The following is a 26,231-nucleotide window of genomic DNA, read 5'->3' as shown; positions in this document are numbered from 1 at the left end:
GAGCGGCGATGAAATTCGTTCCCCTGATGTGGGCGATGCTGTGGCGCAAGAAGCTGCGCACGTGGCTCACGCTGTTTTCGATCGTCATTGCATTTCTGCTTTTCGGGATGCTGCAAGGAATCAACGCGGCGTTTCAGGAAACGATCGAGCGATCGAACGTCAACCGTCTCATCGTCACGAACAGGATCTCGCTGACCGAGAGCCTCCCTTACTCATACATGTCGCAGATCGAATCGCTCCCCGGGGTTGCGATCGTTTCGCATGAGTCGTGGTTCGGGCCGTACTACCAGGATCCGAAGAATCTGATTGCCGCGTTTCCGGTCGAGCCCGAACGCGAATTTGCGGCGCACCCCGAGGTCGTCATTCCCAAAGAGCAGATCGCCGCGCTCGAGCATATGCGCGCGGGTGCCATCGCGGGGGCGGGGCTCGCCAGAAAATATGGCTGGAAGGTCGGCGATCGCATTCCGCTGCATTCGACGATCTGGGTCAAGGCGTCCGACGGCAACTCGGATTGGGATTTCGATATCGTCGGCATCTACGAAGAGCCCTCGAACCGCACGCGCGAAGACGGTCTCTTCTTCAATTACAAATATTTCGACGAGGCGCGCAGCTTCGGGAAGGGCACCGTCGGATGGTACGTCGTGCAGTTGAAGGATCCTCGCCAATCGGCGCAGATCGCAGCAACCATCGACAAGCTCTTCGCCAATTCGCCGAACGAAACGAAAACGCAGACGGAGAAGGAGTTCCAGCAGTCCTTCCTGAAGCAGATCGCCGATATCAGCTTGATCGTCACGTACATCCTCTTTGCCGTCTTCTTCGCGCTGCTGTTCGCGGTCGGCAGTACGGCGATGCAGGCGGTTCGCGAGCAGGTGCCCGAGCTCGCCGTGCTGAAAACGCTTGGATTCAGCGATACGCGCGTGCTCGTTCTCCTACTGCTGCAGGCGCTCGTGCTTTGCATCGTCGCGGCGTTACTCGGGCTCGCGGTCGCCAACCTGCTGTTCCCGCTGCTCAGGGATACGCTCGGCGTCGTTAAGATGCCGGTCGCCGTCATCGTCGAGGGCGTCGTTATCGCCGCCGTGCTCGCCGCTGCGACGGGTGTTATTCCAGCCTGGCGCGCGAAGCGGCTCGTCATCGTGGAGGCGCTGCGCTCATGATCAAGCAGATTGTCGCCGTGACCGCCATGAATCTGCGCAGCCTGCCGCAGCGCATTGGCACGGCCTGGGTCATCGTGATCGGGATTGCCGTGACCGTCGCGGTCATGGTGTCAGTGCTCGCGATGGCGCAGGGCTTTACGAAGACCGTGAAAGGCACCGCCCGCCTCGATCGCGCGATCGTGCTGCGCGCCGGCTCCGAGGCCGAGCTGGCGAGCACCATCTCGCGCGAGAACACGCAAACGATCATGGACGCGCCCGGAGTACGCAAGGACGAAGCGGGCCGGCCGATCGCATCGGCTGAAGCGGTCGTCATCGTCGCGTTGCCGCAGAAGAAGGATGGCGTCGACGCGAACGTGACTTTACGCGGAATCGGCGCGAATGCGATGAAGCTGCGGCCCGAGGTGCATCTCATAGCAGGCCGGATGTTCCGGCCGGCCGTGCGCGAGATCATCGTCGGCAAATCGGCCTTGGCTCAATTCAAGGGGTTGGAGCTCGGCAGCCGTATCGCGTTTCGCGATTCCGAATGGACCGTCGTCGGCATCTTCGAAAGCGGCGGCGATGCGCACGAGTCGGAATTGCAGGGCGACGTCGAGACCGTTTTGTCGGCATACCGGCGCAACCTCTTTCAGTCGGTGTCGCTGCTGCTCGAGTCGCCGCAAGCGTTCGATCGTTTCAAGGCGGCTTTGACCACGGATCCGACGCTGAAAGTCAGTGTCGAGCGCGAAACCGAATACTACGCGGCGCAGTCGCGCAATCTGGCGAAGCTCTTGAACCTGCTTGCCTACTTCGTCGGCGGCATCATGGCGCTCGGCGCGTGTTTCGGCGCCGTCAATACCATGTACACGGCGGTCTCGACTCGTACGCGCGAGATCGCCACGTTGCGCGCGATCGGCTTCGGCGGGTTGCCGATCGTCGTTTCAGTGCTCGTTGAATCGCTGCTGCTCGCGTTGATCGGCAGCGCGATCGGTTCGGCGGCGGCGTGGGTTTTCTTCGACGGCAACACCGTCAATACGTTGGGTGCGGGGTTCACGCAGGTCGTGTTTCATCTGACCGTGACCGCCTCGCTATTCGTATCGGGCGTGTTCGTCGCGTGCACAGTCGGCATGCTGGGCGGGATGCTGCCCGCGATTAGGGCTGCCCGGCTGCCGATCGCGACGGCATTGCGCGCGAGTTGATGGCGTTTTGCCGATAGGGTCGGCGGTTTCGCGAAGTATAGAGGCTCGGCGTTTCGCCGAGCCGATCGACCGGCTGCGGATCGAGCTATTCCGACTTCTTGGCCGCTTCGGCGAGCATCGCTTCGCCGATCCGCGAGTTGCCGCTCGCCTTGAGCGCCTCCCCGGCACCTCGAATATCGCGCGCTTCCTTGTTCTGCCCGAGCTTGCTCTTGCCGACCAGTCGCGTGATATCGATTTGCAGGCCGACGATCGCTTTGAGCAGCGTATCGATATAGTCGCTCGGGGCGTCGGTCATCTTCCAGGGCGCACGTTGCGGCGCTTCGTGCGTGCGCGTCAGTCGCGCGACGACGCCGCGCACATACTTCTCGTCGTCGCGAATGGTAATGCGCCCATGCGCGTGGACGACCATGTAATTCCAGGTCGGCACCTGCTTGTGGAACTCGTGCTTGCTCGGATACCAGTTGGGCGAGACATAGGCATCTCCCGCCTGAAAGATAACGAGCACCTCGTCGCCGTTCGCGACATCCTGCCATACGGGGTTGGCCCGCGCGACATGCGCGCGCAGCACGCCCAGCTCGCCCCCGTCGGCTGCAAGCTCGAAGGGAATATGGTTTGCGTCGAGCCCGCTCTTCCCATTCGTGATCAGCGTGCCGAAAGGATTTTGCACGATCCGTTCGTGCAGGATTTCGGTGCGAGGTTCGTTGAAATCGGCTGGGACGTACATATCGGTTCGGCTCGCTGGCTGAAGTGAAGGTTATCGGCTTGAACTTGCTTGAACGTATTGTCGGGGAAAACCGGTTTATCCTAAAGAGCCAGTTCGGATCATTTTGGTAGAACCAGAATTCATGACGGGAACGGCTCCGGTCGCGGACATTCCGTGGCGATTGGACGGAGATGACGATGAGTGAAATACATGACGCTTTCCCTTACTTGCGCGTTCGCGGAGCAGCGCAAGCGATCGATTTCTATTGCCGCGCGTTCGGCGGCGTCGAGCGCTTTCGTCTGACCGAGCCCAGTGGACGCATCGGGCACGCCGAGATCACGTTGGGGCCCGCGACGATCATGCTGTCCGACGAGTTTCCCGAACATGGTCTGCTTGGACCCGCCCCGTCGGGGCGAAGCAGCTTCGCCGTTCATCTCCATGTCGCGGACGTAGACAAAGTATTCGAGCGCGCCGTCCGCGAGGGTGCGTCCGTCATCCGTCCGCTGGAGAATCATTTCTACGGCGAGCGTTCCGGTACCGTTCAGGATCCGTTCGGACACGAGTGGCTGCTCGGGGGCCAGATAGAAGCGCTTACGCCGGAGGAAATGCAGCGCCGTTATACGGCTTTGTTTCAGCAGTAGGCGAACACCGCCGATCGTCTGTCTCAACTCGACGCGTGTGCGAAGGCGGGTGCCTCACCCGCCGCGATGCCATCGGTACCTCGAAGGGGTGACTCGCCGGCGAAACGTGACGCGGCGATCAGCGTCAATGCAGTTTATCTAAAGATGACATAGCAAAACTTCGTTTGTCGAGCGTGGCGGTCCGTCGACAAACTGAGGGTTACGCAGCGGACCGAGACGCTCGTGCGTCGTCCGCTGAATTCAAATCACCGAGCAAAGCCATCATGAACGCTGTCCAACTGATCGTCCTGGCTGCCATATGGGGAGCCTCTTTTCTGTTCCTGCGAATGGGCGCGCCCGATTTCGGGGTCGTGCCGTTGATCGCACTGCGCGTCGGCATCGCGGCGATCCTGCTGTTGCCTGTCATGCGCACTGCCGCCGCGCGTGCCGAGTTCAAGAACAATGTCGGCCCGCTCTTCGTCGTCGGAATAACGAACTCGGCCCTGCCGTTTTGTCTTTTGACCTACGCCGCACTCTACGTGTCCGCCGGAGTCGATTCCATTCTCAACGCCACGACGCCTTTGTGGACCGCTGTCATCGGTTTCCTCTGGTTCGGCGCGCCGCTCAAGCGCATGCAGGTCGTGGGATTGCTAACCGGTTTTGCCGGCGTTGTGGTTCTCGCTTGGGATGCCGTCGGAGCAGGCGGCGAGGACGCGCTGATCGCAGTGGCGTCGGCCGTGCTCGGCGCCCTCTCCTACGGTTTCGCCGCCAACTACTCGAGGCGAAAGCTCGGCGGCGTTCGCCCGTTCGTTTCGGCATTCGGAAGCCAGGCGTTGGCGGCGGTCGTGCTTGCGCCCGTCGCGCTCGTGCTTTGGCCGCATACGCCGATCCATACCATCAATTGGGTAGCCGTGGTCCTGCTGGGTGTGCTCTGTACCGCGATCGCGTATCTTCTCTACTTCGCCCTTATTCGAAACGCCGGTGCGCAGTACGCTGCGTCGGTGACATTTTTGATTCCGGTCTTCGGCGTAGTCTGGGGTGCGGTGTTCCTCCATGAAACGATCACGCCGCAAGAGGGGCTTGGCTGCCTCGTCATTCTGCTGGGGACAGCGCTCGCCTCGGGCAAGCTCAGCGGTTTGCCGCGAGTGCTCGGCCTGGGGAAGCAGAATTGATCGGTATCTCGAGCGAGTCGTTCTCCATTTCCTTGCGGACCCAGTCGCGAAACGCCGCGATTCTCCACTCGTCCTTTCGTTGCGCGCTGCAAACGACGTAGTAGGCGAATTGAGTGGGCCACGGGAGATTCAGCGCGCGAACGAGCTGGCCCGCCGCGATTTCGTCTCGGACGTAAATGTCGCGCACGAGCGCGATCCCTTGCCCTGCAATCGCGGCTTTGACGAGCAGCGACTCGTCGCTGAAACTCGTGCCGCGCTGCGCTCGCTTGTCGTCGATGCCCTGCGCTCTGAGCCAAAGCGCCCAATCCGCGCGATCGAGGTCCTGCAACAGCGGGTAAGCGAGGCAATGTTCGGGCCGCGTGATTGGTTTATCCGTTGAAAGAAGGGCAGGGCTGCACACCGGGATCATTTCGGGCGCCCATATTTTGACGGCGTCATGCCCGGGGTAGTCACCCAGGCCATGCCGGATGGCGACATCGACGTACTCGCGACGAAGGTCGAGCACGCGTTGGCTAGTATCGATCGCCACCTCGATACCGGCGTGCAGCGCCTTGAATTGCCCCAGTCGCGGAACGAGCCAGGCGCTCGCGAAAGACGCCGTGGTGCTGACCGTCAAGCGCGTAAGGCGACCGCTCGTCCCCGGTGCGTTCGACCAGATCTCCTCGACTTCCTCGAATAAGGGCGAGAGTCGATCGAAGAGCGCGCGGCCGGCGTCCGTCAGCTCGACTTCGCGGTTCGTGCGCGTAAAGAGCCGAACCGCCAGCCGATCTTCGAGATTCTTGATCTGCTGGCTGATCGCGCCAGGGGAAACGTACAGCGCCTCGGCCGCGCGCTTCATGCTGCCAAGCTTTGCGACTTCGACGAAGGTATGCAGCGCGGCCAGAGGCAGAGACTTGCTCATGATCGTTGCTTATGCGACTGCGGTGTTTAGTCACGGGATCGCAATAGTATGAACCGATCCGCAACGCATGCCGGACGTTACGTGGGGGTAATGGTTTCGGATGCGCCGAAGCGGCGCACGTGGGCCTCGATGTAGGCGTCGCGGGACGGCGCGAGATGGTTTCGGCATAACTCGACAAGCGCTTGCCGATCCCGCGACACCAGCGCTTCGAGCATTTGATGGTGTTCGGAGCCCGCCTTCTCAACGTGGTGAGCAAATAGTAAAGACGCCGAACGAATTGCATGCGTGCGGCGTGCGTATTCGCCGATCGCCTCCGTCAGCGCTGTGTTGTCACATAGCGCAAACAATGCACGATGAAACGCCATGTTTGCGCGGAACAGAGCGCGTGAGTCGCCAGCCATCGCTGCCGCGTCGTGTGCACGCTGGATATCAGTCAGCTCCTGGAGTCGCTCGTGCGCAACGGGCAGCGCAATGCGTGCGGCCGCGTTCGTCTCGAGGATCTCGCGCACGGCGTACAGCTCGTGCACTTCGCGCGGCGAGTACGACTTGACGAGAGCACCGACATTCCTGCGCCGCTCGACCAGGCCGCGTCGCTCGAGTTCGACGAGCACCTGGCGCACGACGTGCCGCTTCAGCGTGAAGCGGTCGCACAGGTCGTCTTCGACGAGCCGTTCGCGCGGATGCAGCATGCCGAGCACGATCTCTTCTTCGAGAAGGTCGGAGACACGTTCGATGTTGGATTCGACATCGCGATCGCGCATTGCGGCCGGGCCCGAGGCCGCGCTGGTCGAACGATTCGATCGTGCAGAGAGGGGAGGGCTGTCCATGGTTCTCGGGCGGTTCGCTGATCTCAGCCGCGTGGCCTCGGTACTTTTGCGGTCGTTTCGGGCGCCCGCAGGAAGTCGAAGTCGCAACCTTTGTCGGCTTGCAAAATCGACGTCAGAAACAGCTTGCGATAGCCGCGCTCGTCAGGTGCGACGACATACGGCGATGCCGCTTCGGCGCGGCGCCGCAACTCGGCATCGTCGACGAGCATGTCGATCGAGCGGCGCGAAACGCTGAGCCGGATCCTGTCGCCCGATCGCACGAGCGCGAGCGGGCCGCCGATCGCCGATTCCGGGGTGACGTGCAGCACGATCGTCCCGGCGGCAGTCCCGCTCATGCGGCCGTCTGAGATGCGCACCATGTCCTTCACACCGAGCTTCGCGAGCTTCTTCGGGATTGGGATGTACCCGGCTTCGGGCATGCCAGGCGCTCCGACGGGGCCGATGTTCTTGAGGACCAACACATCGTCGGCTTCCACATCGAGCGCCGGATCGTCGATGCGGCGCGCCAGATCTTCCGCGTCCTCGAAGACGACGGCGCGTCCCTCGTGCTCCATCAGTACTGGGTTCGCGGCCGATTGCTTGATGATCGCGCCGCCCGGCGCGAGATTGCCGCGCAGCACCGCGATGCCGCCTTGCGGATAGATCGGCCGATCGAAGGGGCGCACGACGCGTTGCGCAAAGCTTGCCGGCGCGGCCTCGAGCTCTTCGCCGAGCGTACGCCCCGTTACGGTCAATGCATCGAGCTTGAGGAGCGGTTTCAGCTCGCGCAGCACGGTCGTCAGACCGCCCGCTTTATGCAGGTCCTCCATGTAGTGCTCGCCGGACGGCTTCAGATCGACGAGCACGGGCGTCTCCCGCGCCATCCCGTCCACTTCGTCGAGGTCGATCTCGATGCCGAGACGCCCCGCGATCGCCGTCAGGTGGATGATGCCGTTCGTCGAACCGCCGACGGCCAGGAGCACGCGCAATGCATTCTCGAACGCATCAAGCGTGAGAATCCGCTCGGGCGTCAGCTTTCTTTCGATCATCGCGACGGCTGTCGCGCCGGTGCGCTCGGCGATGCGGATGCGGTCTGCTGTGACGGCGGGTGCGCTTGCGCCGCCCGGCAACATGATGCCCAGCGCCTCCGCGAGGCAGGCCATCGTGCTGGCCGTGCCCATCACTGAACAGGTTCCGACTGTCGGTACGAGTTGGTCGTTCACGTCGTCGATTTCGCGCGCGTCGATTTCCTCGCCGCGAAAACGCGCCCAGAAGCGGCGGCAATCGGTACACGCGCCAACCCGTTCGCCGCGATGCGAACCCGTCAGCATCGCTCCGGTGACGAGCTGAATGGCCGGCACGCCCGCCGCTGCCGCACCCATCAACTGCGCGGGCACCGTCTTGTCGCAACCGCCGATGAGCACGACGGCATCCATCGGCTGCGCGCGAATCATTTCCTCGGTATCGATCGACATCAAATTGCGCAGATACATGCTCGTCGGATGCGAGAAGCTCTCCGCAATTGAGATCGTCGGGAATTCGACGGGCAAGCCACCCGCCAGCATCACGCCGCGCTTGATGGCTTCAATGAGCTGCGGCGCATTCCCGTGGCACGGGTTGTATGCGCTACTCGTGTTGGCGATCGCGACGATCGGGCGCGAGAGCGCATCGTCCGTGTAGCCGGCGCCCTTGATGAACGCTTTGCGCAAGAAGAGCGAGAAGCCCTCGTCGCCATAGCTCGTCAACCCTTTCTTGAGCCCAGCGTCTTTCACCGATTTGCTCATGGCATTGTCAACAAGATTATCGATAATGTTGACGTCGATCGTATCCACTTTTATAGTGAGCCGCAAGCGAAGCGGGCGATAACCTGTGCCGGTGGTTGGTTTTTCTATGAGCGAGGGCGTGATCCGATGTGGCAACAGAGCGAGCGTTATCCCGATCCGCGGGTTCAGGTGTTCGATCCTGAATTCGAGCAGTTCAGGCTGCCCGCCGCGGCGGTCGAGCGCATCGCGACGGGTTTTCGCTGGTGCGAAGGCCCCGTTTGGTTCGGTGACGGTCGTTACCTGCTCTGGAGCGACATTCCGAACAACCGCATCATGAAGTGGGAGGAAGAAACCGGTGCGGTGAGCTTATTCAGGAGTCCTTCCAATTTTGCGAACGGCAATACGCGCGATCGCCAGGGGCGCCTCGTAACATGCGAGCATGGTGGCCGGCGCGTGACGCGGACGGAGTATGACGGGTCGATCACCGTTGTTCTCGACAGCATCGACGGCAAGCCGTTGAACTCGCCGAACGACGTCGTGGTGAAGTCGGACGGCTCGATCTGGTTCACCGATCCACCGTTCGGTATTCTCGGGCACTACGAAGGGCACAAGGCCGAGCCGCAATTGCCGCAAAACGTCTACCGCGTCGATGCGGCGACGGGGGAGGCCAGTGTCGTAGCGGGCGACGTTTTGGGGCCCAACGGGCTGTGCTTTTCGCCGGACGAGAGTCAGCTCTACATCATCGAATCGCGTGGCAAGCCCAATCGCAAGATACTGGTTTACGACGTGGCGCCCGATGGCAAGACGATCTCGAACGGCCAAGTCTTTCTCGATGCGGGCGCCGGCACGATCGACGGATTGCGCTGCGACATCCACGGCAATCTCTGGTGCGGATGGGGGATGGGCAGCGACGAGCTCGACGGCGTGATGATCGTATCGCCGCGGGGCAAGCTGATCGGGCGTATCGCGCTGCCCGAGCGCTGCGCGAATCTCTGTTTCGGCGGCCTCAAGCGCAACCGATTGTTCATGGCTTCGTGTCAGTCGGTCTATGCGCTTTATGTCAATACGCAGGGGGTGGCGGGGGGGTGAACCCGCGGTCATCTCGGACGCACAGGCTATGTTGGGGCGTGGTCCGGCTCCACGGAAAGCCTCATTCCGACCGTCTTCAATACGGCAATCAGGGTCTTCAAGGTCGGGTTACCTTTGGGCGAAAGCGTTCGGTAAAGCGTTTCCCGACTTATCCCCGCGTGTGCCGCAACGGCCCCGAGGCCGCCATAGGCTTCGGCAATCGCACGCAGCGCTAGCAGCGCGCCGCCGCGTTCGTCGGGGTCGTCAAGTCCTTCCATCGCCGCCTTCAAATATTCGACGGCCAATTCACGATCCGCTCGAAGCTCGGCGACTTCTCTATCATGGTGAGACACCGCGCCCTTACGCTTGCTCATCGATGCCTTCCTTCTCTGTCAGATAACATACGACAGTGTAGCTTAAAAGCTACACCCCCTTTCCTATTACCGAAAGACGCTGACACTGGCCTTCATTGTTAGACAGGCGGACAACACGCCCACGAAATCGGACCCGTGGCCATTGCCCGTGCTGGCCGCATGCTCGGTTAGCGATGGGCAGGTTCGCCGATTGGGATTTTTTGTGGCTTTTTGAACGGTTAATGTGACGCGGGTATTGGGGCAATCGATTCAACGACCGCGGAGGAAGGTATGACGACCGTCAGCGTGGTGATTCCCACACGCAATCGCCCTGAGAAGTTGCAGCGCTGTCTGGCGGCGCTCTCGGTCGCACGATCGCGGATGCCATTTGACGTCGTCGTCTGCGATTCAACTCCCGATCGAGATTTGCAAGCGAAAGTTGTCGACGTCTGCAGCCAACACGACTTCGTCAAACTTCGCTTTCACGATGGCAAGAACGTCGCCGCCGCGCGGAATTTCTGCGCGCGCTCCGCCGATACCGACCTCATCGTCAATGTCGACGACGATATCCGTGTCGAGCCCGATGCGATTCAACGGCTTTTTGAGGCTTACGAGGCTGCCTCGGGCCATCGCGTCGTTGCTGGAAGCGTCCAGTGGGGCGACTCATGGAGCAGCCCGGTCGTCATGCGTTCGATCGGATATGGACGGGCCGCGCGTCCCGGCGAGTCTCCCGATTTCCTGATCGGCGCGTTTTTCATCTACGCACGCAAGCTTGCACTCGCGAAACCCTGGAACGAGGGTATCCGCACATCCGATGACCGTTTCATGGGAGCGCTATGGCGCAGCAGCGGCGTCAAGCTGTTGTTCGAGCCCGGTGCACGCGCGGTACACGATCATGAGCACGTGAGCTACGGCGTCGAGCATCAAAGCTCGCACATCTACGTCAACCTGTTCGATGCGATGATCGCGAATCCGAGGCCGCTTCGCGCGCTCTCGTATGAGTTCCTCGGCTTCGTCTGGGGGGCTAAAAAAGCGGTGTCGTCGGGGCCGCATCTGTTCCGCTTTCTGTCGGCATGGGGCAAGGGGCACCGAGCCTTGCTGCGCGACTATCGCTATTTGAGCCGTCTCGTGGCAGATCGCCTTCCGCCACCGTAATCGAATGACACGACGCGCGAGCGTTGCGATAAAAACTGTCGGGAACGTCAAAGCCGTCGTTTGTAACTGCTGGTAAAAGATGCGATGAGAAACGCCGGATATAGTGAGCTGGCCGCGGTTGACGATCACGCGCCGGTCGCACTGACGACCGACCTTCGACAGAGATCGAGCGAATTACATCGTCGACGTCACCACGCGGAAAACACACGGCGTTACAACTCGATAAAGATTCCGATCCTTTGCTGAAGCACACTGCGATCCAACGATAAAGATGTACCACCGCTTGGAGATCGCAATGGAAACGACAACGCAGCAATCCAACCGTATTCATCCTCTCGTGGCGACGGCGGCCGGCGCCGTCATCGTCGCCAGTGCCGTTGCAGTGGCCGCAATGACCGGCATCCTGCCGAAAGCGCACGGCAACGACAATCCTTCGGCTCAAGCGGTTATTGCCCAGGCCGCTTCGGCACCCGTGGCTCTGCCGGTCCAACAAGGCGCCGTCCAGGTCGAGCCGCATGCGCCGACTCGTCCGCGCGTCGCGACTCGCCCTGCGCGCGTCGAACCGCGGTATACGGGTGAGGGGCAGCAGCAGGCCGCGGTCGACCGCAACGTGGGAACGGTGGAGGCGATCACGCCCGTCACGCAGCAGGGTCATGGTACGGGTTTAGGCGCGGTCGGAGGCGCCGTAGCCGGCGGGCTGCTCGGCAACCAGGTCGGGCGCGGCAACGGACGTACCGCCGCGACGATCATCGGTGCATTGGGCGGTGGCGTTGCCGGTAACGTGGTCGAGCAACACTTGCGCAGCGAGACGGACTACGAAGTCAGCGTGCGAATGGGAGACGGCTCCGTCCGCACGATGACCTATCACCAGCAGCCCAATCTCGCCGTTGGCCAACGCGTTCGTGTTGATGGCGATACGATCGTCGGTGCGGTTTGAGCGACGGCGCCTGGGGCGCAATTCGAGAAGAAGTTGCTTACTGCTTCGTGGAAATGCTCGGCGCGGCGGCGGTCATGGTCGATCGAATGCCGCTGTCGGGCGCCTGGCCCCGCACACTGATGTCATGCCTGATGATGCTGTCGCGCAAGATCGCGCACATCGCGATCAGTAGCGCAAGGGCGACCGCCCAAAGCGCACAATAGCCCACGATTTTCATGACCGCGCCCCCGGAATTAAAGACGACTGTCTGCGCAATGCATGTCGCTGCGCGGCCACATATATACCACGCGGGATGCGGTTTTCAAGTGAATTCAAGTGAAGGCTAGTTGAAAGCTTTCGGGGCGGATGCCTGGTGATCGCTCGATCGAAGCGGGCCGCCGATCGTCAACGCAATTGTGCAGCCGCCACGAGCAACACCATGCTGCCGATCGCGCCGTCGAGCAGGCGCCACGCCGTCGCCTTGCGAAACAATGGCGCGAGCAATTGCGCACCGTATCCGAGGCCGGCGAACCAGATCGGACTCACCACCATTGCCCCGAGCGCGAACGATTTTCGCGCTCCCTCGGGCTCACGCGCACCCGCCGTGCCGATCAGCAGGACGACGTCGACATAGACGTGCGGATTGAGCCACGTGAACGCAAGTGTCATCAGCACGACGGACCACGCGGTTTGGCCGCCCCCCAGAGCCGCGTTGCCGCGCGTTTGCGATGCGTCGACGTCCATGACCGCATGCCCCGATCGCAACGCGCGCCGCAACGCCGAGAGCCCGAACCAGGCGAGATAGGCGAGGCCCGCATAAAGGATGAACTCGACGAACCTCGGATAGCGGGCGGCAAGCGCCGATGCGCCGCCGACGCCGGCAGCGATCAGAACGAAGTCGGAGAGGCTGCAAATCGCCACGATTTTGCCGATATGCGAGCGCATGATGCCCTGGCGCAGCACGAAAGCGTTCTGCGCGCCGATGGTGACGATCAATGATGCCGAAAGGGCGGCGCCGTGCGAGAAAGCAGTCCAGTTCATGAGATCGAGCGATGCGGTAAGGATGGACGAGCGATGCGAATGCGCGTAGTCTGCCGTCTCGTACGATAGTTAGAGAAGCTAATTTTCTTAAACGAGATTAAGAAGCGCTAATGTTCGACTACGCTCTGCTCGATGCGCTTGCCGCCGTCGTCCGACATGGCTCGTTCGATCGCGCCGCGAGCGAACTCAACGTCACGCCTTCCGCGATTTCGCAGCGTGTCAAGCTGCTCGAGGAGCGCATCGGCAGCGTGCTCGTGAAACGGGGCCAGCCGTGCGTGGCCACCGCTTCGGGTGCGCTACTGTGTCGCCATACGGAGCGTGTCCGCTTGCTCGAGGCGGAGCTGACGGGACGCATGCCGCTGATGCCGGGCGGCGCCGCGCTCGCCGACGTCTGGCCGACGCTGCGTGTGGCAGTGAACGACGACAGCGTCGGCAGCTGGTTCGTCGAGGCGGCATCGGCGTTCTGCGTCGAGCGACAGGTCTTGCTCGATATCGTGATCGACGATCAGGATTACACGGCGCAGCGCATTCGCGATGGCAGCGTGCAAGGCGCCGTGACGACGCAGGCAGAGCCGGTACAGGGTTGCCGCTCGACGCGGCTCGGCACGATGCGCTATCTGGCCGTCTGTGCGCCGGCGTTTTTCGAGCGGTATTTCGCCGACGGCGTGAATCGCGAAGCGTTGCGTCGCGCGCCTTGTGTCGTCTTCAACGCGAAGGACGCTTTGCAGACGCGCTTCATGCGCCGCATCACGCGCGCGCAGGTCGATCCGCCCGTGAACTGGGTACCGCACGTCAGCGGTTTTTTGCGCGCCTGCATGACGGGTCTTGGCTGGGGGATGTGTCCGGCGCAGACGATTGCCGCGCCGCTCGCGGCCGGCGATCTCGTGGAATTGCTGCCAGGCCGGCACCTCGATATCGATCTTTACTGGCAGAGCTGGCGGCTCTCGATCGGCTTGCTCGACGAGTTCACCACTGTATTGAAGAAGCGCGCGGGACAATACCTGAGTTGAGCAGGCGAGCGCCCTATTGATTCGTGCTTCTCACGCACTGCCGCTCGCACCCGTTCGGCCGACGCGCTCGATGAGCGCCATGCTCGCCAACGGATTGTGTGCTTTGAAGCCGCTGATCACGTAAAGGTAGACATCCCGTGCCGACTTCTTCGCTCGATGTCCTTCGTTGGGTTCGGCGACGGTTTCGAGCCCCGTCGGCGCGCTGCCGGAGGCCCAATGCCGGATATGGTCGGCCCAAACGTCGAGCTCGCTCTCTGAGTATCCGCAGCGCTCGGATTCTCGTGTGCCCATGATTCGCGCGTAGACGAAAGGCGCCGTCAGGTCGGCGATCTGCGGATACTTGCTGTCGCCCGCCACCACCACGGCCACGCCATGCTCGCGGGCCAGCGCGACGAACTCGGCGCTGCGAAAAGTCGGATGCCGCACTTCGACGGCATGACGAACCGGCTGGCCGTCGACACGATCGGGCAGCAATCGCAGGAATGCTTCGAAATCCTCGGCATCGAATTGCTTCGTCGGGGCAAACTGCCAATTGATCGGGCCAAGCTTCTTCTTGAGCTCCATTACGCCGCTCGAGAGAAAGCGCTCGATCGAATCGCCGGCTTCGCCGAGCACGCGCCGATGAGTGGTGAAGCGCGGCGCTTTGACCGCAAACACGAAGTCGTCGGGCGTTTCGTCGTGCCACTTCGCAAACGTCTCGGGCTTTTGCGTGCCGTAGAAGGTGCCGTTTATTTCGATCGAAGTCAGCTTGCGGCTCGCGAATTCGAGCTCGCGCTTTTGCGCAAGACCCTCCGGGTAAAACGGCCCGCGCCAAGGTTCGTACGTCCATCCGCCGACTCCGATGCGGATTTCGGCACGGGCTTTCTGATCTGCTCGATTCATCGCCGTTGCTCCGGTTTGCAAATACCAGTCGTCACTGTAGTCGATGGACATCGTTCGTGAACAGTGTGCGCGTCGCTTGGGCCGAGTGCGCGCCACCTCACCTGTCGTCGCCGATCGCCGCCTGGCGGCTGGGAAACTTTTTGGCCAGTAAGTGAGCGGTAAGTCGATCGGCTTTAAATTCTGCGTCGCTTTGTCCACCGCCCTCCCAGGAAAATGATCGTGAAAAAATCGCCCGGCCGCGAACGCCAGTCGTTGTTGCTATTCGTTTGCTTTCTGTCATTGTCGGCCCCGACGTGGGCTGAAGGCGAAGGCGCCGGTCAGGCCGAAGCAGACGGTACGGGTTTGGCCATCTTGAACAACGCCACGAATGTGACACATTGGGGCCTTGGCGCGGGAGTCGGTATCGAGCAGTCGCCGTATAAGGGGTATGGCAGCAAGGTATCGCCCATTCCACTACTCTACTTCGACGATAAATGGGTGCACATACTCGGCACGACGATCGATTTGAAGGTCGGGAGTTGGAGCGGCGTCAGCCTCGCACTGCGCGGGCAGTTCGCGCTTTTCGATCACGAGCGCCTCGCCTCATCATCGACCGCTGCCTGCCGGATGGAGACGGTCTCGCGTTTTTGCGGACCTTGCGCGCGGCGGGACGAATGACACCTTGCCTGATGCTGACTGCGCGCGATGCGCTGCATGACCGCATCGACGGCCTTGAAAGCGGCGCGGAGGACTACGTGACCAAGCCGTTCGAAATGAGCGAGCTCGTTGCGCGCGTGCGCACGCTGATGCGCCGGCCCGCTGTACTTGCTACGCTCATCGCATCGTTCGCCGACATCGCGGTGGACCCGCTGCAACGCACGATGACCTGTGACGGCCGAACAATCCTGCTCGCGCCCGCCGAACTCCAAGTCATGCTATGCCTCATAGAGGCGGCGGGCCGGACCGTGCGGCACTCGATACTCGAGCACGCAGCCTGGGGCCTGGGCGAAGCGGTGACGCCGAACGCACTCGAAGTGACGGTGCACCGCCTTCGCAAAAAGCTGACGTCGATCGGTGCAACGACGCGGCTCACGAATATACGCGGGGCCGGCTTCATGCTGAGGGAAGCGTGAATGCGAAGCACAGAACTACTGCTTCGATCAGGTAAGCAGCGTCGAAGTCGCGCGGGAAGTCGTCGACTATTTGGACGGCAAGGCCAATTCGAAGCAGGTGACACTCCATGTGGAAGCGAGCGACACGCAGCCGCACGTATGGGCGGATCGCAGCGCGCTCTTCGTTCTCCTAAAGAATCTCGTCGAAAACGCGATCAACGTTTCGCCGGTGAGCGGCGTGGTCGTACTGACGATCGAGCAGGCGTCGATCCGGGTCGAGGACGAAGGGCCCGGCATCCGGCTCGAACATCTGCCGTTCCTCTTTGATCGATTCTGGCGAGCGCCGGAGTCCCAATACGACGGGGCAGGCCTCGGCCTCGCGATATGCCGGGAGATCGCGGTTGCACACCAATGGCGATTGACGGTCAACGTGCTAAAGACGGGCACACGGTTTAGTGTCTGGCTGTAGCCGTCGGTGAACGAAAAATCCGGTGAGCTTCGAATTCGCCTTACTTATAACGAAAACGAAACGCCTCAGGCATAAGAATACGCCCCGCGATTACATCGGCAATCCTGCGGCGGAGCGCCAATACCCTGCCCGCATCCGCCGGCTGCGTTAGTTACGCAACAAAACTATGCGACTCGCGTTTGCCGAATTTTGATCATGGCCGCTGGTGAACTACGCTAGCAGTGGCGCCGAAACTGGCGCGCCGCGCTGATCGCGTTTTCCATTTATAGGACGCAAGCAGATGAAATACGACGTCTTGATCGTGGGCGCTGGTTTTGCGGGCGCCGTCTGCGCGGAGCGTCTCGCCGCTGCGGGCAAGCGAGTGCTCATCATCGACAAAAGGAGCCATATCGGCGGAAATGCATTCGATTGTCACGACAAAAACGGCGTGATGATTCATCCTTACGGGCCCCATATTTTCCATACTTCCAGCAAGCGCATCTTCGAGTACCTTTCGAATTTCACCGACTGGCGTTTCTACGAGCATCGTGTGCTCGCTTGCGTGGACGGAACGCTTTATCCGATCCCCATTAACCGGACAACGATCAACAAGCTATACGACCTCGATCTCGATGAGCAGGCCGTGACGGCGTATCTCGAATCGGTGAGAGAGCCGCGAGATCGCGTCACGACGAGCGAAGACGTCGTGCTGAGCAGCGTCGGCCGAGACCTGTGCGAGAAATTCTTCCGCGGCTACACACGAAAGCAGTGGGGACTCGACTTGTCCGAACTATCGGCCGGAGTGGCGGCACGGATACCGACCCGCGCCAACGACGACGACCGTTACTTCACCGATGCATTCCAGTTCATGCCCGCCCAAGGTTACTCATCGATGTTCGAGAGAATGCTCGCGAGCCCGAACATCGAGTTGCGACTATCGGAGGATTTCCACGCCATCAGGTCGGTCGTCGAGCGTCAGCATACGGTCTATACGGGGCCCATCGATGCATACTTCGATTTCCGCTTCGGCAAACTTCCTTACCGCAGCTTAGCGTTTGAGCACGAACATCTGAGCAACGTAGGCCGATTCCAGCTGACCGGGACGGTCAACTACCCCAACGATCACGAATACACGCGGATCACGGAATTCAAGCATCTGACCGGTCAGCGCCATAGCGGCACGTCGATCGTGAGGGAGTATCCGCGGGCGGAGGGCGAGCCGTACTATCCCATTCCCCGGCCCGAGAACGAGGCGCTTTTCAAGCGCTATAGCGAGCTCGCGGAGGCCACGCCCGATGTCACGTTCGTGGGGAGACTCGCGCAATACCGTTATTACAATATGGACCAGGTTGTGGGCGCCGCGCTGAAAGCCGCGGAGGATCTGACGTTATGAAACCGGCCAGCGTTGCAGCCATCGTCGTTTCGTTCAATCGACGAGCGTTGCTGCAAGAATGCATCGAGGCGCTCCTCGCCCAAACATGGCCACTGGATGCCATTTTCGTCGTCGACAACGGCAGCAATGACGGCTCACGCGAATATCTGGCTGCCGTCGAAGCGAAGCACGACAGGGTTGTCGTCTTTTTGACGGAGAGCAACATCGGCGGCGCCGGCGGGTTTGCGACGGGTCTGCGCGCCGCGGCGGCGAAGGGCTTCGATTGGTATTGGCTCATGGACGACGACGCTGAGCCGATGCCCGATGCGCTCGAAAAACTGATGGTGTCGGACGACGCCGCCCGGGCAGGCGTTGTCGCACTGTGCGGCTCAGTGCGGGGCATCGATCGACGCACGCAGCTCTGGCACCAGGGCACCTTCGACGAGCGAATGCGACTGATCGCGCCGACGGCTGAGCACCATGCCGCCGCTTCCTTCAAGACCGACTACATGTCGTTCGTCGGTGCCTGCATCCGAGACGATGCGGTTCGACGGGTCGGCTTTCCGTCCCAGGAATATTTTCTCTGGAACGACGACGTCGAATACACGGCTCGTCTGAGCCGCATCGGCGAGCTGCGCTGCGTGACTGCCTCGCACATGACCCACAAGGACGGTGAAAACCGCGATTTGACGGAGAGCCGCCGGTCTTTGCGCGCGTGGTTCACGAGCAGGCGCATGCCAGCGGCGACGCAGTGGAAGTATGCATGTGGACTGCGCAACTATGTGCATATGGTGTTTCGGCATCGCGGTCCCGCGCCGATTTGGGCGGCGTCGCTCTTCGCCAGAAGGCTCGCTCGTGTGCTGGTCTTCGGCGATCGCCGTCTTAGCGTCATCTTGCTGTACGTTCGTTACTTCGAGCAAGCGGTCGGGCGCAGGCAGTTCGATACAGTCAGGCCGACCGATTGGAAAAAGACGCTTGGGGAGTCATGACTCGAGCACATGCGGACATCCGCGGTTATCTATGCGTCTGCCAAGCAGCGCCTGACGGCTCTTTATCTCCGTAATAACCCGATCAAAACCAAAGGTACGATCGAAATAGCGCGGAAGTCGCTTTTGGCGAGATGCCCGAATGCAATCATTAGCCAAGTGAGAAAGCCCGCGATCATATTCAATCGACTGATAAAACCAAAGCCTTGCATAACGCTGACAACAACGCTGGCAGGGAGCGCCAGCGCAGTACGAGCATTGCGTTACTCAATAGGGACAATTCTCGGTTCGCCAAGTGTTAGCGCGCAAGCGACTTTTCTTGAACTTAGTTTTTTATCGCCTAGGATTAAACCCACGTTTGCAAACGTGCGTCTCCGTCAGCACATCGCGGCTAAAAGTCGCCGATTTTGCCGTCTTCCCAATGTTAATGCGATATCTTGACGTTCAAGAGGTGGCTTCATGACTAACGCACGCAACAGCAACAGTGCTGCTCGACTAATTGTCGCGTCGGTCCTCGCCGGCATAGCCGGCTCCGGCGCGCAAGCGCAAAGCTCGAACGCGGCACCGGCCGCGGCGTCCGCGCCGGGTCTCGCGATAGCGGGCCAAGCGTCGGCAAACGTACCGTTTCCGTTCCCTCATGGTGCACACCCGTTCGGCGTCGGACCCAAACTCCCGCCTGCCAGCGCGCTCGATGGATCGGATGTCGACAAACAGAACGGGGGGGACAAAATCGATCCCAACCGATTCCGCGACGATTCGGGGCCGTCGGTGGATACACCGTACCATGCTCCCGATCCCGTGACCGCCGCCACGGCCGCGCAAACACCTGGAGCCGCCGCGGCCTCAACGTTTACCTCGACGGACTGGCCGACGTTTGGCATGAACCGGCAGCGGACCGGGTATAACCCCGTTGAGACGGTGTTGAGCCCGACCAGCGTGAGTCAAACGACGATGAAAGTACACTGGACGTCGCCTGTCCTCGATGGCGCCATCCTGACACAGCCGGTATTGGCTACCGGCGTGTCGATCAATGGCGTGCTGACCGACCTCGTCATTGTTGCCACCGAGGGAAACACCACCTGGGCGCTGAATGCCAACACGGGAGCGGTCGTTTGGAAGAGCGCCCCCATTCCTCAAGCTGTTTTGTCGTCCACCTGTAGCGGCTTGTTCCAGGGCAAGATCGGCGTGCAAGGAACACCGGTCATCGACCATCCCAACAACCGAATCTTCGTCGCGAGCGGCAAAGGCTATCTGCATGCGTACGATCTCTCGACCGGCGCCGATCTCCCGGGCTTCAACCTGCCTCTTCTCGATGCGGCAAATGCCTCGCCGAGAACGATGGTCTACGGCGCCTTGACACTGAGTCCCGACAGTTCGTCGATATACGTTGCGACGGCGGGCGACCCCTGCGATACGCAGCCCTACCACGGACAGGTCGTTCACGCGACGACGAGCAACCCCGCCAGCATCTTGCAACGCTGGTATCCGGACGGTGCAAGCGGGCCGAACGGGGGCGGCGTCTGGGGTGCGGGAGGCGTATCGATTCCTCCGGACGGGACAGTCGTCTATGCGCTCACAGGCAACGCATTCGCCACTCCCGAGAACGCCGGGTTCGCGGAACATGTCGTGAAGCTCACGCCGACGCTGGCCGTGGCCGCGGCGAACTCGCCGCTCACTCCCACGCCGAACGAGGACGCCGATTTTGGTGCCACGGCATTGCTGTTCCAGCGCCCCAACTGCCCGACGATGCTCGCTGCCTACAATAAGTCCGGCAACCTGTACATCTATAATCGGGCAACCATCCAGCAGCAAGGTCCGATTCAAACGTTGACGATTGCGCTACCTTCGTCCGACGGCAGCAACATAGGCCTGCCTGCGTTCGATCCCGTGCTCAATCAGCTTTACGTCGTATCTCCGTCCGGCTCAGGCAGCAACAACTTGTACAAACACGGGCTCATGGCACTGTCCATCACGAGCAGCTGTAAGGTGAACCCCACACCCGTCTGGCAAACGCTAGTCGGCGTGAACAGCCCCACGTTCAATCCGGCTATTCCGCCGGTCGCGGCCAACGGTGTGGTGTATTACGCCGACGGAATGGGTAACGACGTGTTTGCGGTCGACGCGACGAACGGAGCGATTCTCTTCCAAGACCACTACACGCCGGTGCAAAGCGGCGAGGGCAACTTCGCGTCGCCGATGGTCGTGAACGGGCAGCTCTTCGTCGCCGGAAGCGACCACGTGGTGCACGCTTATGGCTTATAAGGAGTGACGCCTGCCAGCCTGAAATCACGCCCGGCCGCGGGCGTGATGCTCGCCGGCTTTAGCAAGATTCCGCACTGTTGCCACCGAGAGTAGACAACTACTGGCCCGTGCTCATGCGCGGATGCTCGTGGCCGTACGTCGCCACGACTGCGCGACTCGTGGTGCGCGCGATGCCAACAACAACGACACGGCGAGCGACATGATCAGTACGTTCGACGGCGATGTCAGTCGGTGTTCCGAGCAGGACATTGCAATCAGGCATACGGCAGAAAGCTCGACGAACAGATATCCCACGTAGTCCGTTGCCCCCTCTCTCCAGGCCTTCGTTGCACCGTCGGAAGCCCAGGCGATGAGTTGCCACATGAAACGCATCATGAGCATGAGGCCGACCACGCCCAGCTCCGCGAGAATGTTCAAATAGGAGTTATGCGCGTGCGAATCCGAGTGAACGATCTCTACCTCGAGTGGCTGGCCGAACAATCCGAAATAGTCGATGACACGCGCGATATGGTCGTCGAACGAGCCGAAGCCCAAGCCGAACACGGGACTATGACTGAAATAGGCCAGCGCTCGCGGCCATAGCCATTCGTAGCGGATATCGAGGTTGGCGACCTTTTCATCGGGATTCGCGATGTCGAAGGGAAATCCGAAGTAGTCGACCGATGGCCTGGTGTGATAGGCCGCGACGGCAAGCGATATGGCGATCACCCCAACGATCAACGAAACCAGCATCCAGCGCTTTCTACCGAAGACGACGTACGGGAGCACCACCAGAACGCCGAGCATGGACCCTCGGCTGTATGTCGACACCAACATGGCGGCATTGAGCGCCAGCACGGCAAGAAGCGACCAGCTGCTTTTGTTCAGGTAGCACGCCAGCCCGAGACAAAAGACCATCGCCAGAAAGCCGCCCGCGGCGTTGCGTGCGATGAAGTAGCTGCCAAACGTCTCACCGGCGTTTTCGAGCGGGGAAAGCAAGCCGTGATGCACGAGGTACGACGCATACGGCGGAACGTTCGCCAGGACCGCAAACACGAAAAAGCAGGTTAGCAGCTTGTTCACGTTCCAGCGATGGTTGTACACACACCCAGCCAATATCGGCGCGTAGGAGACGAAGAAATTGCCGTCGCGCCGATAGAAGTCGAAATTGACGAGCGAGGCGGGATCGTAGATGAGCGTGGAAAGTAGCGCATAGCCCGCAAAGAGCGATAGCGACGTGACAAAGGCCGGATAGGTTCGCCCATAGAATCGCCACGCACATAAGACCATCGGAGCGAAACCGATCGCACTGATGGGCACGAAGTTCGTCACTGTGAGAAACAACGCAATCAACGAAACATACGCCATCTCACTCACTCCTTCACGAGCGCCGCCATCGCGACGACATCGCGCGCCGCAACGGCAATGTCCGTGCGGTAGCGCGGCTCCGCGTCGTCGATGAACCGACACTCACCGCCAGGGACGATCATTTTTTCGAGGGCCATGGTCGTCGCTACGCAACGGGAGTCAGCACGAGATACGCGAGATGACGCGGCGCCTCGTCGGGCGGACCATTGGTCGATTCCGGCACCATGAAGCGAATCGATAAGGCGTTTCGCTCCCAGCCGGACACCAAGCTCTCCTTTGGGCTGCGCGTCCCGGTTATGGCGTCGATCAATGCGATTCGAAATCGGCTCGACCCGACCGCGGGCAGGTCGTCGAGGTACACGGTGCGCCAGCCCGGTGCAGCGGTAACTTGCAGCACGATTGCGTCGTCCGAACACAACGCGCGGACGTGCGAATCGGAATCGGATCGAAACGAAATTCGACACGGAGAGAGCGCGCCCGAAACGGTTCTATGCAACACGATCAGCGAACTGCCCGACGCATTGTACGTTCGCGGTGGTCCGCGGTGCGTCAGCCGGAACGGCTCGAAGCCGTCCCAGTGATAGACCATCGTCACGTACTTGTTGTCCTCGTTCCAATTTCGTCCGAGCGCCCAGACGGCGAGCTCGAAGAGGTACGTCGGGAGAAAGTGGGGGTCTTCCATGTACCGGTCCCCGATCTCGGTCTGCCATATTCCGCGGGCATCGCCGTTGGCGACGTAGCGTTGGTAGAGCGCATCCATCTGCGGGATGCCCAGGTAGTGAATGTCCAGATAGTCGATCCAGTCGAGCATGCGAGCCCCATGTACCGAGCTTCGGTATTCGAGCCACTCGAAATAATGGCTCAAGCCGCCCTGGTCGGGCCACCCGCCATAAACCACGTAAGCGTCATACTTGCGAATGATTTGCGCGGCGGGAATGTGGATGCGGTCCACGTAGTCCTGCATCGCACGCGCATAGGGTCCCGAATGGCGGTCACCGTCGAAATTCGGCCCATGCCAAAACGTCGCTTGAGGCGCGCCCCCCGTCAGGGGGCCAGCGGCTTCATTCCATATCTGGAAGTATTTGAGGTGATAGGGCGGTGCCGAGTACTTGCGAACCACTGCCTCCACGTAGCGCTCCCAGTACCGAACATCTTTCGGGGCCGATTTGTCATCGCCTGTACGAGAGGCGTTCCATACCGGCGTATAGGCAAGGAGAAGCAGCGAGTTGATGCCGTTGCGATTGTTCCGCGCGATAATGGCCGGCAGATCGAACGCAAAGCCGGTGCCTGTTTTGTCGACTTCGACTTCATCGTCGCTAGGCGGAGGCAGCACACCCGGTCCCACCGAATCGCGGCCCCAAGTCAGGCCCATGGCTTGCCACACGCTCACGTCCTTCGGCGACAGCGGCCAGCCGTTCGAGCCGATCAGTTGCGTGATTTTGCGGCGGCCCTGCTTCGCGACCTTGGCTTCCTTGGCGCGCGTGGCGGTGAACCCGGGAACGCCGCCGACGGCGATGCCTGCCAACGAGGCAAGCGTCATCATCGCGCTGCGCCGACCTGCTGCAATGCACGCTCTCTTCTGCATCCCGTCGCCTCGATAAAGGGGGCGTTGCCAATTCTCGTTGGCGCAATACCTGCCGGTCGTCAGCTCCTATGCTCGATCAGATCAAGCGTTTTGTAACCCATGGCGTAGGCATACCCGCGATTGCTCCGGCGCAGTGGTATTGCGTTGAAAACGGCACCCATCAGACGGGCATTCGCGTCCTGCAGTTTCTTCACCGTCTCCGCGATCTCCTGCTCGGTCTGCATGCCTGAGCGGACCACGAGCACCGTGACACCTGCTTCGTTCGCGACGATGGCTGCGTCTGCTACGGCAAGGAGCGGCGGTGTATCCACGATGACAAGATCGAATGCGAGACTTAACCGCCGCAGCACCTCCTTGAATCGCGCTCCCATCAGCAACTCAGCGGGGTTGCGTGGATAGCACCCGCAAGACATGAACGACAGCCCGTCGATACCGACGCTGCGGATGACGTCGCGTGGTTCCTTGTCGCCTGCCAGGACTTCCGATAAACCGCGCCGATTGTATTGACCGAAAAAGTAGGCAAGCCGGCCGCGCCGCATATCGGCATCGATCAGCAGGACGCGCGACCCGACCTCGGCCTGAAGCACCGCCAGGTTCGCGGCAGCAAAGCTTTTGCCAGCGGATGGCGCCGCCCCCGCGAACATCACCACGTTATTGGCCGCTTGCGCGATTCCTCGATTCAATGTCGTACGCACGCCGCGCAGCGCCTCGACCGATTGATCATCCGGAAATCTGGCGGCCAGCACGCGGATGGGGCCATTACCGAGGAAGACAGCCTCGGAGGCATCGCCCGATAAGCGGGCCACCGCTGCGTCCTCCTGATTCGTCAACGCTCCATGCGCTTCGCCCGGCATCCGAGTGGTCATTACCGCGCGAATCTCTTCGTCCAGTCGTGCCTGATTTGCGCTGAACAGCACCTTTCCGAGGACGGGAACGCTCATGCCCTGCTCGACAAATAGCGGGTCCGTCACACCCGTCATGACGTGATGACGGACGAAAACGAACACAGTGCCGGCGATGAGGCCAAGCACAGTTCCGGCGGATATGACCAGCAATCGGTTTGGCTTGACCGGCCGGTGCGGACGAAGCGCATCATCGACGATGTGCACGCCGCCCGAAGTGCTTGCGCGGCGCACGGATAGTTGCTCGGCCTTGTTTTGCATCCCCAGGTAAACCGCTTCCGCCACCCGTGCATCTCGGGCCAGGTCCGCGCTTCTGCGTTCAGAGGTGGGCATGTCGGCAAAGCGCGCCTCGAATGCCTGATTGGCGCGCATCAAGTCGGCCAATTGCGTGTCGACATTGCGTACCCAGCGACTGTCCGGCTGGTAACGCTCGAGCAATTGCGTGCGCTGCAATTGGAGCGTCGCGATCTGTCGCTGGAAGTCGATTCCGCCTTGTAGATACGCTTGCGCTTCGGCTGTCGGCTGAAGCGAGTTCGCTGAATTTCGGTAGTCGTTGAGCGCCCGCTCCGCGCGCTTCAACTGTGCATTCAAGCGCGGCAGTTCTTTGTTGATGAACGCAAGTGTCGCTGTATCGTCGCGCTGCCGATTCGCGATAGCCAATGCGACGTACTGCTGGGCAAGCGCGTTGGCGACTTCGGCTGCCATCGCGGGCGAAGGGTTCATGTACGCGATTTGTATGACGCCCGTGTCCTTGGCCTTATCGATCACCTTCATGCGGCGCAGGAACTGATTGAACGCGTCAATGGGATTCCAGCGAATCACCTTGAATATCGTTCCCGGGCGAGCAACAAGCTGAGTCACTGTGATGGTGACGCCCGAAGACGAAGCCGGTTCGCCCACGAACCCGCTCAGCAGGTGCTCGCCCGAAGGCCCGCGCAGCTCGTACTCGTGATCGGCGAGCGAAACGAGTTCGAGCGACTCGTCTTCGAGCGCCGGGGGCACGTGGAGCGAGGCGATCTTGATTTGCTCGCCGCCCCATGCGAACGAGTCGAGCCAAAGCCAGGGGCGTGCAGGCTTTCCAGGGGTGGCGAACGCGCTCGCAATCGCTCCCAGAATCGGAAATGACCGCGGCGTGATCGTGAGGTCGAATTGATAACGGTCGATGACGGGCTCGATCACCGAGCGGCTCTGCATCACTGCGATCTCCCCGCTCGGAGATGGCGCCGCGGGAGGTTGGTACACCTGGTTCTCGGATGCGATGCCGAGCGCATTCGGTTCGGGCGCGTCCAGACGCAGCAATACGTCACCGGAATAGAGCGGCTCGGCGAGAAAGGCGTAGGCGACGGCCAGTCCGATCGTGACTGCGGCGATCGCGGCAAATTCGGACAGGTGATCGCGCAACAGGTTGAGCACCTCTCGCGCGGAGAGCTGATCGCGGTCATCGGCTGCGCGGGGGAGTCCTCTGTCGAAGCGGGAGTTGCTCACGAGCGTCGTCCTCGAAGTTTCAACGTGTGCCTAC

Annotated in this window: 26 protein-coding genes and 1 pseudogene; 15 read left to right on the top strand and 12 right to left on the bottom strand. The window is 61.2% G+C overall.

Translation table 11 applies throughout. From position 1 onward, the window contains the following. Positions 1-8: 8 nt before the first annotated feature. Both B0G57_RS18040 and B0G57_RS18035 read left to right on the top strand, forming a co-directional pair. Positions 9-1,154 carry an ABC transporter permease gene (locus tag B0G57_RS18040; RefSeq protein ID WP_020566612.1) on the top strand — a complete coding sequence of 382 codons (1,146 nt, stop codon included), beginning with the start codon at positions 9-11 and terminating at the stop codon, positions 1,152-1,154. Continuing rightward, positions 1,151-2,329 carry an ABC transporter permease gene (locus tag B0G57_RS18035; protein WP_018444365.1) on the top strand — a complete coding sequence of 393 codons (1,179 nt, stop codon included), beginning with the start codon at positions 1,151-1,153 and terminating at the stop codon, positions 2,327-2,329. The genes B0G57_RS18040 and B0G57_RS18035 overlap by 4 nt, the downstream gene beginning before the upstream one ends. 85 nt (positions 2,330-2,414) lie before the next feature. On the opposite strand, the gene B0G57_RS18030 is transcribed toward B0G57_RS18035, so the two are convergent. Then, positions 2,415-3,053 carry an FMN-binding negative transcriptional regulator gene (locus B0G57_RS18030; protein WP_018444364.1) on the bottom strand — a complete coding sequence of 213 codons (639 nt, stop codon included), beginning with the start codon at positions 3,051-3,053 and terminating at the stop codon, positions 2,415-2,417. A gap of 176 nt (positions 3,054-3,229) precedes the next feature. Here B0G57_RS18030 and B0G57_RS18025 point away from each other — a divergent pair, with 176 nt between their 5' ends. Further along, positions 3,230-3,673 (top strand): VOC family protein, encoded by a 444-nt coding sequence (locus B0G57_RS18025; RefSeq protein WP_026230363.1) that lies wholly within the window; start codon positions 3,230-3,232, stop codon positions 3,671-3,673. Between the two features lie 263 nt (positions 3,674-3,936). Beyond that, complete coding sequence (locus tag B0G57_RS18020; RefSeq protein ID WP_018444362.1) at positions 3,937-4,824, top strand: DMT family transporter; 888 nt, start codon at positions 3,937-3,939, stop codon at positions 4,822-4,824. On the opposite strand, the gene gcvA is transcribed toward B0G57_RS18020, so the two are convergent. From gcvA to B0G57_RS18005, 3 genes are all read right to left on the bottom strand, one after another. Continuing rightward, positions 4,781-5,725, bottom strand: coding sequence for a transcriptional regulator GcvA (gene gcvA / locus B0G57_RS18015; RefSeq protein WP_018444361.1), 945 nt, complete (start codon positions 5,723-5,725; stop codon positions 4,781-4,783). The genes B0G57_RS18020 and gcvA overlap by 44 nt on opposite strands. 77 nt (positions 5,726-5,802) lie before the next feature. Beyond that, positions 5,803-6,486, bottom strand: a complete 684-nt coding sequence (locus B0G57_RS18010; RefSeq protein ID WP_018444360.1) for a GntR family transcriptional regulator — start codon at positions 6,484-6,486, stop codon at positions 5,803-5,805. An 89-nt stretch (positions 6,487-6,575) separates the two neighbouring features. Further along, positions 6,576-8,315 carry an IlvD/Edd family dehydratase gene (locus tag B0G57_RS18005; RefSeq protein WP_026230362.1) on the bottom strand — a complete coding sequence of 580 codons (1,740 nt, stop codon included), beginning with the start codon at positions 8,313-8,315 and terminating at the stop codon, positions 6,576-6,578. Positions 8,316-8,441: 126 nt separating this feature from the next. Here B0G57_RS18005 and B0G57_RS18000 point away from each other — a divergent pair, with 126 nt between their 5' ends. Continuing rightward, on the top strand, positions 8,442-9,383 hold the full coding sequence (locus B0G57_RS18000) for an SMP-30/gluconolactonase/LRE family protein (protein ID WP_018444358.1): 942 nt from the start codon (positions 8,442-8,444) through the stop codon (positions 9,381-9,383). Positions 9,384-9,409: 26 nt separating this feature from the next. On the opposite strand, the gene B0G57_RS17995 is transcribed toward B0G57_RS18000, so the two are convergent. Then, on the bottom strand, positions 9,410-9,736 hold the full coding sequence (locus B0G57_RS17995; protein ID WP_020566611.1) for a helix-turn-helix domain-containing transcriptional regulator: 327 nt from the start codon (positions 9,734-9,736) through the stop codon (positions 9,410-9,412). A gap of 270 nt (positions 9,737-10,006) precedes the next feature. Between B0G57_RS17995 and B0G57_RS17990 the strand changes: the two genes are divergently transcribed. The 3 genes from B0G57_RS17990 to B0G57_RS30930 all read left to right on the top strand — a co-directional run bounded on the left by B0G57_RS17990 (position 10,007) and on the right by B0G57_RS30930 (position 12,010). Then, positions 10,007-10,870 carry a glycosyltransferase family 2 protein gene (locus B0G57_RS17990; protein ID WP_018444356.1) on the top strand — a complete coding sequence of 288 codons (864 nt, stop codon included), beginning with the start codon at positions 10,007-10,009 and terminating at the stop codon, positions 10,868-10,870. Between the two features lie 295 nt (positions 10,871-11,165). Then, positions 11,166-11,807, top strand: coding sequence for an outer membrane lipoprotein (locus B0G57_RS17985; RefSeq protein WP_018444355.1), 642 nt, complete (start codon positions 11,166-11,168; stop codon positions 11,805-11,807). Continuing rightward, the gene (locus tag B0G57_RS30930; protein ID WP_146013383.1) at positions 11,804-12,010 is read left to right on the top strand and encodes a hypothetical protein; all 207 of its coding nucleotides are present in this window, start codon (positions 11,804-11,806) and stop codon (positions 12,008-12,010) included. Before B0G57_RS17985 ends, B0G57_RS30930 begins: the two co-directional genes overlap by 4 nt. A 181-nt stretch (positions 12,011-12,191) precedes the next feature. Here B0G57_RS30930 and B0G57_RS17975 read toward each other — a convergent pair whose 3' ends face one another. Next, entirely contained in the window at positions 12,192-12,827 is a 636-nt protein-coding gene (locus B0G57_RS17975) for a LysE/ArgO family amino acid transporter (RefSeq protein WP_018444353.1), read from the bottom strand. 110 nt (positions 12,828-12,937) lie between these two features. Here B0G57_RS17975 and B0G57_RS17970 point away from each other — a divergent pair, with 110 nt between their 5' ends. Further along, positions 12,938-13,837, top strand: a complete 900-nt coding sequence (locus B0G57_RS17970) for a LysR family transcriptional regulator ArgP (protein WP_018444352.1) — start codon at positions 12,938-12,940, stop codon at positions 13,835-13,837. Between the two features lie 30 nt (positions 13,838-13,867). Here the strand turns inward: B0G57_RS17970 and B0G57_RS17965 are convergent, their stop codons facing one another. Continuing rightward, positions 13,868-14,719 carry a DUF72 domain-containing protein gene (locus B0G57_RS17965; protein WP_026230361.1) on the bottom strand — a complete coding sequence of 284 codons (852 nt, stop codon included), beginning with the start codon at positions 14,717-14,719 and terminating at the stop codon, positions 13,868-13,870. Positions 14,720-14,816: 97 nt separating this feature from the next. After that, positions 14,817-14,999 carry a hypothetical protein gene (locus B0G57_RS31815; RefSeq protein WP_223258702.1) on the bottom strand — a complete coding sequence of 61 codons (183 nt, stop codon included), beginning with the start codon at positions 14,997-14,999 and terminating at the stop codon, positions 14,817-14,819. On the opposite strand from B0G57_RS31815, the gene B0G57_RS17960 reads away from it, so the two are divergent. The 6 genes and pseudogenes from B0G57_RS17960 to B0G57_RS17935 all read left to right on the top strand — a co-directional run bounded on the left by B0G57_RS17960 (position 14,939) and on the right by B0G57_RS17935 (position 20,878). Then, positions 14,939-15,376 (top strand): hypothetical protein, encoded by a 438-nt coding sequence (locus B0G57_RS17960; protein WP_223258708.1) that lies wholly within the window; start codon positions 14,939-14,941, stop codon positions 15,374-15,376. The genes B0G57_RS31815 and B0G57_RS17960 overlap by 61 nt on opposite strands. Next, a pseudogene (locus B0G57_RS17955) lies at positions 15,301-15,831 on the top strand (response regulator transcription factor); the annotation flags it as partial. The gene B0G57_RS17960 and the pseudogene B0G57_RS17955, both read left to right, overlap by 76 nt. A gap of 70 nt (positions 15,832-15,901) precedes the next feature. Further along, the gene (locus tag B0G57_RS17950; protein WP_018444348.1) at positions 15,902-16,279 is read left to right on the top strand and encodes a sensor histidine kinase; all 378 of its coding nucleotides are present in this window, start codon (positions 15,902-15,904) and stop codon (positions 16,277-16,279) included. Between the two features lie 280 nt (positions 16,280-16,559). Then, positions 16,560-17,651, top strand: coding sequence for a UDP-galactopyranose mutase (gene glf, locus B0G57_RS17945; protein ID WP_018444347.1), 1,092 nt, complete (start codon positions 16,560-16,562; stop codon positions 17,649-17,651). Beyond that, positions 17,648-18,619, top strand: coding sequence for a glycosyltransferase family 2 protein (locus tag B0G57_RS17940; RefSeq protein WP_018444346.1), 972 nt, complete (start codon positions 17,648-17,650; stop codon positions 18,617-18,619). The genes glf and B0G57_RS17940 overlap by 4 nt, the downstream gene beginning before the upstream one ends. A 456-nt stretch (positions 18,620-19,075) precedes the next feature. Continuing rightward, on the top strand, positions 19,076-20,878 hold the full coding sequence (locus B0G57_RS17935) for an outer membrane protein assembly factor BamB family protein (RefSeq protein ID WP_018444345.1): 1,803 nt from the start codon (positions 19,076-19,078) through the stop codon (positions 20,876-20,878). Positions 20,879-20,989: 111 nt separating this feature from the next. Here the strand turns inward: B0G57_RS17935 and B0G57_RS17930 are convergent, their stop codons facing one another. The 4 genes from B0G57_RS17930 to B0G57_RS17920 are packed head-to-tail and all read right to left on the bottom strand — an operon-like array spanning position 20,990 to position 26,197. After that, the gene (locus tag B0G57_RS17930; RefSeq protein WP_018444344.1) at positions 20,990-22,225 is read right to left on the bottom strand and encodes an O-antigen ligase family protein; all 1,236 of its coding nucleotides are present in this window, start codon (positions 22,223-22,225) and stop codon (positions 20,990-20,992) included. A gap of 5 nt (positions 22,226-22,230) precedes the next feature. Beyond that, complete coding sequence (locus B0G57_RS32150; protein ID WP_018444343.1) at positions 22,231-22,362, bottom strand: hypothetical protein; 132 nt, start codon at positions 22,360-22,362, stop codon at positions 22,231-22,233. A gap of 8 nt (positions 22,363-22,370) precedes the next feature. Then, entirely contained in the window at positions 22,371-23,810 is a 1,440-nt protein-coding gene (locus tag B0G57_RS17925; protein ID WP_018444342.1) for a hypothetical protein, read from the bottom strand. Between the two features lie 59 nt (positions 23,811-23,869). Continuing rightward, positions 23,870-26,197: a polysaccharide biosynthesis tyrosine autokinase gene (locus tag B0G57_RS17920; RefSeq protein ID WP_018444341.1), complete on the bottom strand. Its 2,328-nt coding sequence runs from the start codon at positions 26,195-26,197 to the stop codon at positions 23,870-23,872. Positions 26,198-26,231 lie beyond the last annotated feature (34 nt).

Source organism: Trinickia symbiotica (genome assembly GCF_002934455.1).
Lineage (GTDB): Bacteria > Pseudomonadota > Gammaproteobacteria > Burkholderiales > Burkholderiaceae > Trinickia > Trinickia symbiotica.
Note: the sequence above shows the minus strand (reverse complement) of the source record. Positions and strands in the feature narration are given on the sequence as shown.